Source organism: Gilliamella sp. Lep-s35, from assembly GCF_009795845.1.
In the GTDB taxonomy this organism is placed as follows: domain Bacteria; phylum Pseudomonadota; class Gammaproteobacteria; order Enterobacterales; family Orbaceae; genus Gilliamella.
The window spans coordinates 1-9,021 of sequence record NZ_WTEX01000038.1 but is presented as its reverse complement, the minus strand read 5'-3'; the positions used below and the strand labels follow the sequence as shown (position 1 = coordinate 9,021).

Annotated in this window: 9 protein-coding genes; 1 reads left to right on the top strand and 8 read right to left on the bottom strand. The window is 34.3% G+C overall.

Annotated features, from left to right (window positions below):
• Nucleotides 1–182: 182 nt before the first annotated feature.
• The 8 genes from GQ590_RS11305 to GQ590_RS11270 all read right to left on the bottom strand — a co-directional run bounded on the left by GQ590_RS11305 (nucleotide 183) and on the right by GQ590_RS11270 (nucleotide 8,517).
• Nucleotides 183–1,082: a heme biosynthesis HemY N-terminal domain-containing protein gene (locus GQ590_RS11305; protein ID WP_160409126.1), complete on the bottom strand. Its 900-nt coding sequence runs from the start codon at nucleotides 1,080–1,082 to the stop codon at nucleotides 183–185.
• 10 nt (nucleotides 1,083–1,092) lie between these two features.
• Nucleotides 1,093–2,559, bottom strand: coding sequence for a uroporphyrinogen-III C-methyltransferase (locus GQ590_RS11300; protein WP_160409124.1), 1,467 nt, complete (start codon nucleotides 2,557–2,559; stop codon nucleotides 1,093–1,095).
• 21 nt (nucleotides 2,560–2,580) lie between these two features.
• On the bottom strand, nucleotides 2,581–3,318 hold the full coding sequence (locus GQ590_RS11295; RefSeq protein WP_160409122.1) for a uroporphyrinogen-III synthase: 738 nt from the start codon (nucleotides 3,316–3,318) through the stop codon (nucleotides 2,581–2,583).
• On the bottom strand, nucleotides 3,315–4,241 hold the full coding sequence (hemC, locus tag GQ590_RS11290) for a hydroxymethylbilane synthase (protein ID WP_160409128.1): 927 nt from the start codon (nucleotides 4,239–4,241) through the stop codon (nucleotides 3,315–3,317). Before hemC ends, GQ590_RS11295 begins: the two co-directional genes overlap by 4 nt.
• A 137-nt stretch (nucleotides 4,242–4,378) precedes the next feature.
• Complete coding sequence (purB, locus tag GQ590_RS11285; protein WP_160409120.1) at nucleotides 4,379–5,749, bottom strand: adenylosuccinate lyase; 1,371 nt, start codon at nucleotides 5,747–5,749, stop codon at nucleotides 4,379–4,381.
• 47 nt (nucleotides 5,750–5,796) lie between these two features.
• A complete protein-coding gene (hflD, locus tag GQ590_RS11280; RefSeq protein WP_160409118.1) occupies nucleotides 5,797–6,444 on the bottom strand; it encodes a high frequency lysogenization protein HflD in 648 nt (215 codons plus the stop codon).
• A gap of 1 nt (nucleotide 6,445) precedes the next feature.
• Nucleotides 6,446–7,561: a tRNA 2-thiouridine(34) synthase MnmA gene (mnmA, locus tag GQ590_RS11275; protein ID WP_160409117.1), complete on the bottom strand. Its 1,116-nt coding sequence runs from the start codon at nucleotides 7,559–7,561 to the stop codon at nucleotides 6,446–6,448.
• A 266-nt stretch (nucleotides 7,562–7,827) separates the two neighbouring features.
• Nucleotides 7,828–8,517 (bottom strand): LexA family transcriptional regulator, encoded by a 690-nt coding sequence (locus GQ590_RS11270; protein WP_160409115.1) that lies wholly within the window; start codon nucleotides 8,515–8,517, stop codon nucleotides 7,828–7,830.
• Nucleotides 8,518–8,666: 149 nt separating this feature from the next.
• Between GQ590_RS11270 and GQ590_RS11265 the strand changes: the two genes are divergently transcribed.
• Nucleotides 8,667–8,894 (top strand): helix-turn-helix domain-containing protein, encoded by a 228-nt coding sequence (locus GQ590_RS11265; protein ID WP_065637078.1) that lies wholly within the window; start codon nucleotides 8,667–8,669, stop codon nucleotides 8,892–8,894.
• Nucleotides 8,895–9,021: the final 127 nt, after the last annotated feature.

Genomic DNA, 9,021 nt, shown 5'->3' with positions numbered 1-9,021 from the left:
ATATCAAGAAAATAGCGATAAAGCTATTTTTGTTACATTTTTTTAGGCTATTTTTTAATGTATTTAATAAAATCCAAATTAAAAAGCCTGTTTATGGTTTAAATAAAAAAATAAACCCCGAATTATATCGAGGTTTGTCATTAATCTGAACAGGGCAGTTGCCCTGTTTTTTTTATGTTTTATTAAGTTCTTTCTTTTTGTTCAAGTTTGTTAATCGATTTTAATAGTTTTTCAGCTTCGCTATTTTGGCCGATTTGATTAAGATAGGTTGCCATCGCTTTTTGATATGTCATATTATTTAATATTGCTCGTGGTTGCGCATGCCACCATTTGGTTAGTGCTTGCGTATCACTGTCAGTTGATAATTGTTTGATTCGGGCAATATAGGCCACTTGTTTAAACTGATCTAGTTGCGATTCATTATAAGCTTTAGCTTTATACATTGCTGGTAATAGATCGATAACAGCTTGATAATCGCCAGTTTCGTAATAAAGTTGATCGGCTAATCGGAGTACTTCAACGTTACGCGGTTTTTCGTTTAGTAGTTGCTCTAGCACAATACGTGCAGCTGCATATTCGTGATTTTTTAGTTGTAATCGAATTTGTACTAATTGAAAGGCAAACATCTCTTTAGATTGACAGGTTCTAGCCGCTTGTTCTAACGATTGGTTGGCTTGAATTAATTCATCGTTGTCAATTTGTGTTTGTGCAGCAAGTAAATACGATAACGTGGTGTTTTTTGCCCCTTTAGCACTTTTTGTAAAGAGTTTTGCTGCTTGTTGATAATTACCCTCTAATAATAAAATTTGTGCTTGTTCAAGGCGTTTTATCGATTTTTTAGGTGATTTTAAACGTAACCAGTTGCCTAGGGCTGTTTTAGAGTTAAATATTTTATTGAAAATACAATAAATTAAATAAAGGAAAAGCAGGCCAATTAATTCAAGTATCATAAATGAATTAAATGACATGCTGACACGGTAATTTACAAATTCAAATACTGCTGAGCCTTGATGGCCTTGTAATAACGGACCGAGGAAAAATCCACCTACTAGCACTAAGAAAATAATTAATATTTTTATCATGATTATTCTCCTATTTTGCCAACATTGAACGAACGCGAGTTTGCATTAGTTTTTCAAGTTCGCTGATACTAGTTAGGTTTTCAGGCACATTTTGATTGCTGATTGACTGATTTTGTAAATTATCAAGCTCATTAATAAATGCTTTAACACTTGGTGCGTTACCATCAAAATAAGCATTAACCCAAGTTGCAGTGTCACTAAGTGCGCGTTGGTAAATTAAGTCTTGATGTCTTGGCACTGCTTGTGCGGCAATCAATAGACGAAAACGGATGTTTTCACGCAGGTAAAGCGATTGTTCTATGCTCAATGGCGTTTTTAATATTTGGCAGTGGACGATTTGTTTTTCATCTTGACCTGCTTGTTGTAAGCATTCTTTGAAGTTATTATCTTTATTATCGAGCTTTTCAACGGTGATAAATTTATCCATAAAAGTCTTTGCACTACTTAATAAATTGCTAGACCAGTCGCTGACTGACGATGTTACTTCTTTTGTATGCTCTTGTTGATTGTTCTCTGTGCTAATGTTTTCGACTTGAACTGCTTGGGTATCATTTTTATTGGCTGAGTCTTCGTTATATTGTGTCATGCCAAGGTCAATTTCTTGATAATTGCCAACTAAAGGTAATTCAGTAAGGGCATCTGATAGTCCAATTAAATTAATAATAATGCCATCTGTATCAACAAAACTGATTTGAGCAAGTGAGTTTATATCTTTACTAATTGCTTGACGTGCTGGTAATAGGCTAGGGTCATCAGCTTGAACTAGGCTTTCGTCGGCACTTTTAAGTAATAGTCGTGCTGATGTGTAATCTTGGTCATTCCAAATTTTACGCCCTGCTAAATGGACTAAATAATTTGCTTGTGAAATTAACCAAATTTTATGATCTGTTGTTGACATAGCGGCTAAACGTTCGTTGATGTTTTGTAAACTTTGTTCGTTTAGCTTTAAGGTGTCATTCACTTGGTTGCTTAATTGTTGTTGTACTTTTTGCTGATCACCGAGTTGACGTTCTACTCGCTGTTCTAATTTGCTGAACTGTTGATTTTGTTTGTTAACAGCATCGTCAATACTGCTGTGTAAATCATTTGTTATGCTCTGCTTGGTTGTTTGTTTTAAATTGGCCAGTTCTGTTTGTAATGTTGAGATGGTCTTTTGCTGTTTTGCAAATTGCTGTTGCCCATAATAAAAACCAAAACCACCTAAACAAGCGGTTAACGCTATAGCTAGTATCGATAGTTTTGAAACTGTTGCTTTACCTGTGTTATTGTCATTACTACTATTAATGTTTTTATTAATGTTTTTGCTTTGAGCTTTCGATTCTACAGCAGGACTTGGTTGAGTAGTTGTTTGATCTTTTTTATCTTTTTTCATAGTTTCATTCGCTTTATTTTCAATCGCGGTTATTGTTGGTTGACTAAATGAAGTTGTGCTTATTGTTGAAAGTGTCGCATTGGCACCATAATATTTTAACGGCATAAATGACCTCATTTAGATTCATTAGAAATTGATACTGGCATTATGACATAGAGTTAACGTTGTTTTAAATAAAATTTGATTATTTGCCCCTTCTATTTGCAAAATTTTTTGCCAATTTAACTGTTGTGCTTTTTTTAAAATTCGTTCACTAGTAACAATGAGTTGTGCTTGCTGTTTGTGTTGTTCATGGCAATAAAGCTCAAGTCGCATTAAGTGCTCAACACTGGTAATAATAATGATTTGGTTTTTTACATTGTTAGCCAAAATATTATCACAATAGGGTATTGGTTTGCGGTAATAACATTCTAGTATTTTGACTTTAGCTTTCTGGGTTATTAATGTGTCGGCTAATAAATTTCTTCCTAAATTCCCCCGTAAAATGAGGACAGTACGATGTGTCAGTGTTGTACTTTTTAGCAAGCCTAATAAACCTTCACTATTTTCTTGTTTAGGATAATTAACTCTGGTTGTGGTTAGTTGGCTTAATAATTCTGCTGTTTTTTTACCAATTGCAAAATAGAGCCTATTTGCTGGAAAAGATAAGTTGGGCAAATGAGTTTTGATGGTGTGAATCACTTGTGGTGATAGTGCAATTACAATGTCTGATGGTAAAAGACAATTAAGTTGTTGCTCTAAATCAACCAGTTCAGCTCCGGGTAATATATCAAATAAAGGAATGTGAGTTGCTGATAAATTGGCAAGGTTTAATTGTTTAGTTAGCTCCTCGCCTTCTGGCGAGGGTCTTGTTACATAAATCATTCGCCATTTAATTCCTGTAATATTTTATCGGCACCTTGGTTTAATAGTTGTATTGCTAAATTGTGACCCAATTGTTTCGCTTGGCTTGCAGGGCCTTGTAATTGAGCTTTAATTATTTGCATGCCGTCAACACGTCCAACAAATCCTTGTAAAGTTAAAATATCGTTGCATAGTTGGCTATAACAAGCAATGGGCACTTGGCAACCACCTTGTAAGGCTTTGTTCATTGCTCTTTCTGCTTGGATACAAATTCGGCTATCTTTATCATCAAGTACTGAAAGAATCTCTAATATTTTTTTATCATCTGTTCGAGTTTCAATTCCAATTGCACCTTGACCAACAGCAGGTAAAATTAAGTCCGTATCAATATATTGTTTTATTCTATTTTCTAATTTTAGGCGTTTTAAACCAACAGAAGCTAAAATGATTGCATCATATTCTTGATTATCAAGTTTAGCTAGGCGAGTACCTATATTGCCTCGGAGATCTTTAATTTGTAGGTGTGGATATTTAGCTCTTAACTGGCATTGGCGTCGTAAACTTGATGTTCCAATAACGGCATTATCGGGAAGCTCATCTATGCTTGAATATTTATTTGAAATAAAAGCATCACGAACATCGCCTCGCTTGCAAATGGTAGCTAGTATTAGTCCCTTTGGAAACTCAGTAGGAATATCTTTTATTGAATGAACTGCAATATCGGCTTCGTTATTCAATATGGCTTGTTCAAGCTGTTTAACAAACAGCCCTTTACCACCAATTTTTGATAGGGGACTATCCAGCAATATATCGCCTTTAGTGACCATGGGAATTAATTCCACTGTTAAATTGGGGTGAGCAGCTAGCAGTTGTTGCTTAACAAATTTAGCTTGCCATAGCGCTAAAGGACTTTTTCGTGTTGCAATGCGAATGTTCAAGGGGATTTTCCGTTTTATTGTTGCTTAAATGATTTATGTTTATTGCATAATTTGGATATCGGTATTAATTAATACAATCACTTAAAAAAATTAATATAGCCAGATACCGTGTAAAATGTATCTAGCTAATTGAATTTAAGTGATTAATCTAAATTATCAACAAAACTAACTGCATAACCAATATAGTTAGCTGGTGTTAATTGTTTTAGTCGTGTTTTTTCGCTTTCGGGCAGATCTAATGAGTCAATAAATTCTTGCATGCCTTTGGCATCAACACGTTTACCTCGGGTTAGTTCTTTGAGTTTTTCGTAGGGTTTTTCAATGCCGTAACGGCGCATTACGGTTTGGATTGGTTCGGCTAGTACTTCCCAGTTACGGTTAAGTTCATCAAGTAAATGGTCTTGATTAACTTCAAGTTTATTTAAGCCTTTTAGAGTTGATTGGTAAGCAATAATTGCATAACCAATACCTACACCTAAATTGCGTAATACCGTTGAGTCGGTTAAGTCTCGCTGCCAACGAGAAATAGGTAATTTGCTACCTAAGTGGTTCATGATAGAATTAGCAATACCTAAATTTCCTTCTGAGTTTTCAAAGTCAATTGGGTTGACTTTATGTGGCATTGTTGATGAGCCAATTTCGCCAGCAATGGTTTTTTGTTTAAAGTGATTTAACGAAATATATCCCCAAACATCACGATCAAAGTCGATCATAATGGTATTAAAACGAGCCACACAATCGAAAAATTCGGCAATATAATCATGAGGTTCGATTTGAGTAGTATAAGGGTTCCAATTTAACCCTAGTGATCTAACAAATTCTTCGCTAAATTGATGCCAATTCACTTGAGGATAAGCAACCATATGTGCATTATAATTGCCTGTGGCTCCATTAATTTTACCTAGTATTTCAACCGATTGTAGTTGCTTTAATTGACGTTTTAAACGGTAAGCAACATTGGCAAATTCCTTACCTATTGTTGATGGTGTAGCAGGTTGTCCGTGCGTTCTTGAAAGTAGCGGTAAATCACGATAAGACTTGGCTTGTGAGGTGATTTTTTCAATCAATTTATTCCAATATGGCACTAAGACGGTTTCTTTGGCAGTTTTTAGCATTAATGCATAAGATAAGTTATTAACATCTTCTGATGTACAAGCAAAATGGATAAATTCATTGACAGCGTGTAATTCTTCATTGGTGCTGACTTTTTCTTTTAAAAAGTACTCTACCGCTTTGACATCGTGATTTGTGGTTCTTTCAATTTCTTTAATGCGATTTGCATCTTGCTCACTAAATTGGTCTACAATTTGATTAAGATGATTAATAGCTGATTGGCTTAATGTTGGAACCTCTAAAATATCTGCGTGTAAGGCTAGTTTTTGTAACCAACGAACTTCAACTTGAACACGGTATTTTAATAAACCATATTCGCTAAAAATAGTGCGCAATTCTGTGGTTTTGTCACCATAACGTCCATCAATTGGCGAAAGAGCAGTAAGTGCAGATAATTCCATCGGTTTAACTCCGTTGTTATTTTGAAATATCAGTAATAAAGTACAATTTAGTTTGTGCAGTTAATTTGGTCTAATAATTGTTGGGCAGCATCACAAATGCGTTTACGGCTAAATATAAACTGAAAACGACTGCCGCCAACTTGGTACCATAAAATGGCCGATCGGACACAACCCAAAAGTGCCGTTCTTACTTTTGCTTGCACTAATGAGTTTTGTAGAAATTCAATTCGGCCAGTAACTTTGATTTTAGTTGATATTGGGCTAACGAAATCAGAATAAATCCCCGCTAATGAATAGGATAGATCATCAACATTGATGCTAACGGTTTGCTCGCTCATATCAGAATAAAGTCCTGAAATACGTTTTAATCGTTGGTCTATCTTATCTAATGCGTCTTTATTTTTTAATAATTTACTTGTAATACTAAGAGCGCCAAACAAGTAACGAATAATTTGAGTTTGTTCTTTTTGTCCTGACGATAATAGTTGTATTAGCGTTTGTAACCCTGTTTTAACATTTTTAATACCATCATAAACATCGTCCGTTGTTTTTGGCGAGGTTTTAAATATACTTTTTATTGCTTGTTCATAAAGAGTAGCACTACAAATACCGGTATTAGCTAATTGCGGTACTAATATAGCACTTTGTGTCGCACCAGCAAGAGCAATGGCAATATGATGGTATTTATTATTCAATTTAGTACTCCTTGCAGCTTTTTATTTGTTCTTCAATAATACCACCACCTAAGCAAACCTCGTTTTGATAAAAGACTGCGGATTGGCCAGGTGTAACAGCCGCAACGGGATTATCAAATATGACTTTGATTTTGTCATCAGCTAATGGTATCACTTGGCAAGCGATATCATATTGACGATAGCGTGTTTTTACTGTGCAGCTAAATGGCTCCGTTACTACTTTACGGTCAACCCAATGTAGTTGTTGAGCGATTAATCCGTTTGAAAATAGTGCAGGGTGAGCATGACCTTGTGCTACAATTAATTCGTTATTAGTCAAATCTTTGTCAACCACATACCATGGTGTGTCATCGGCCTGTTTTAAACCACCAATACCCAATCCTTTACGTTGTCCTAATGTATGATACATCAGCCCTTGGTGTTGACCGATGACTTTTCCATCAACAGTGCGAATATTTCCTGCTTGTGCAGGCAAATATCGAGCCAAAAAGTCACTGAATTTTCGTTCACCAATAAAACAGATACCTGTAGAATCTTTTTTTGTAGCTGTCGCTAAACCAAGTTTTTCGGCAATTTGACGCACTTGTGGTTTTTCAAGCTCGCCAACAGGAAATAGGCTTTGGCTTACTTGTGTTTCACTCAAAGTATAAAGAAAGTAACTTTGATCTTTGTTGCTGTCTATACCTCGCAATAATTCAACTTTTCCGTTTGTTTCGCGTTTACGAACATAATGTCCAGTAGCAATAAAATCAGCACCAAGATCTCCTGCCGCATATTCTAAAAAAGCTTTAAATTTTATTTCTTTATTACATAAAATATCTGGATTTGGTGTTCTTCCTGCTTTGTATTCTGATAAAAAATGTTCAAATACATTGTCCCAATATTCGGCAGCAAAATTAACTGTATGTAATTTGATGTTTAATTTATCACAAACAGCTTGCGCATCAGCTAAGTCAATAGCTGCTGAACAGTATTGTTCAGTGTCGTCCTCTTCCCAATTTTTCATAAATAATCCAACAACATCGTATCCTTGTTGTAATAAATAAGCTGAGACAGATGAATCGACGCCACCAGACATACCGACAACGACTTTTTTTCGAGTGTTTATATTTGACATAATGGCTATATTAATAACTAAAATTAATAAAAAACTTGGTATCAATTTTAGCATAATTAAGGAAAAAAGCATAAAGTTATACTGATATTGATGGTTGTGTTGATTCGATTTTTATTTTAACTTTATACTAAAACACATGCTTTCCCAAAAGTTTTTAACATTTTTGGGGAAGCCAATTATCGTAAAAAAAGAATCAAACAACTAAGAATAATACAGTTTTATCTGTCAAAACTTCTAAATCTGTATTATTTAAAGAATAAATGGCATTAGTTGAAATCTTTTAAAAGATACACAACTAATCCAATAATGTTAAATTCTTGTGGTCCAGACCTATCACCAATAATGGCCGGATATTTAGGATTATCACAAAGTAATGCCAAATTAGCGCCTTGGTTTTGTATGCGTTTGATACTGATTTGATCTTCATATTCAACAGCATACAAATAGCCATCAATGGGTTTGTTATGTGCTTTGTTAATAATAATAATGTCATGATTTGATATTGTAGGTTCCATACTATCACCTTTTACCCATAGCGCAGTTAAGTTTTCGTGATTGCAACCATGATGTTTTATTAAAGTAATATCAAATGGGATTGATTTGATTTGAGAATAAGATATATTTGTTTCGTTTAAATGATGAAATGGAATATGTACCACTCCCCGACCAGCGGATTCAGGTAATAAACGGCATTCTCCTTTTCCTGTCGCTAACCACTCAATAGGGACATCACATTTTTGCGCAATAATAGCTAGTCTATTTAGTGCAGGGTAGGTTTTGCCCGATAAATAATCTCTTATTACTGCTTCTGACATACCCACTTTTTTGGCAAAAGCATTTCCAGATATACCTTCTAATACAAGATTTAATCTCTTTCTAAAGTTAATTACTCCTGTATTAGTTAAAATTCGAGTTTTTTCCGCTTCATCATGTTTTTTTACTTTGTTTTCTGTCATTTTTCATTCCACTTTATGTGTTTTTAATTTTTATTGTTTTAATTCGTTTTTTTATGTGTTATTCTCTTGCTATATAATTTTTTATCTTTAAAATTATGATATCGATAATCTTTACAATAGAAAGAAGTTAACTAATAGAGGATCTCATAATGAGAGAACAAGATCAAGACTGGACACCATCTAGAGTGGTTGGTGAAATTAAAATAAGAGGCGGAAGTCTAAGAGCATTGTCGAGAGATAGTGGATTGCAGGCTGACACTTTAAGAAATGCTTTATATCGACATTGTCCTAAGTATGAGCGAATTATTTCTGAATATTTAAAAGTTCCTGTTGAGAAAATTTGGCCTTCGCGTTACCGGCTAAAAAACCAAAAATAATATTAATTTAATAATAAAAAGACGCTATTAAGCGCCAGATTAATGACAAACCTCGATATAATTCGGGGTTTATTTTTTTATTTAAACCATAAACAGGATTTTTAATTTGGATTTTATTAAATAAATT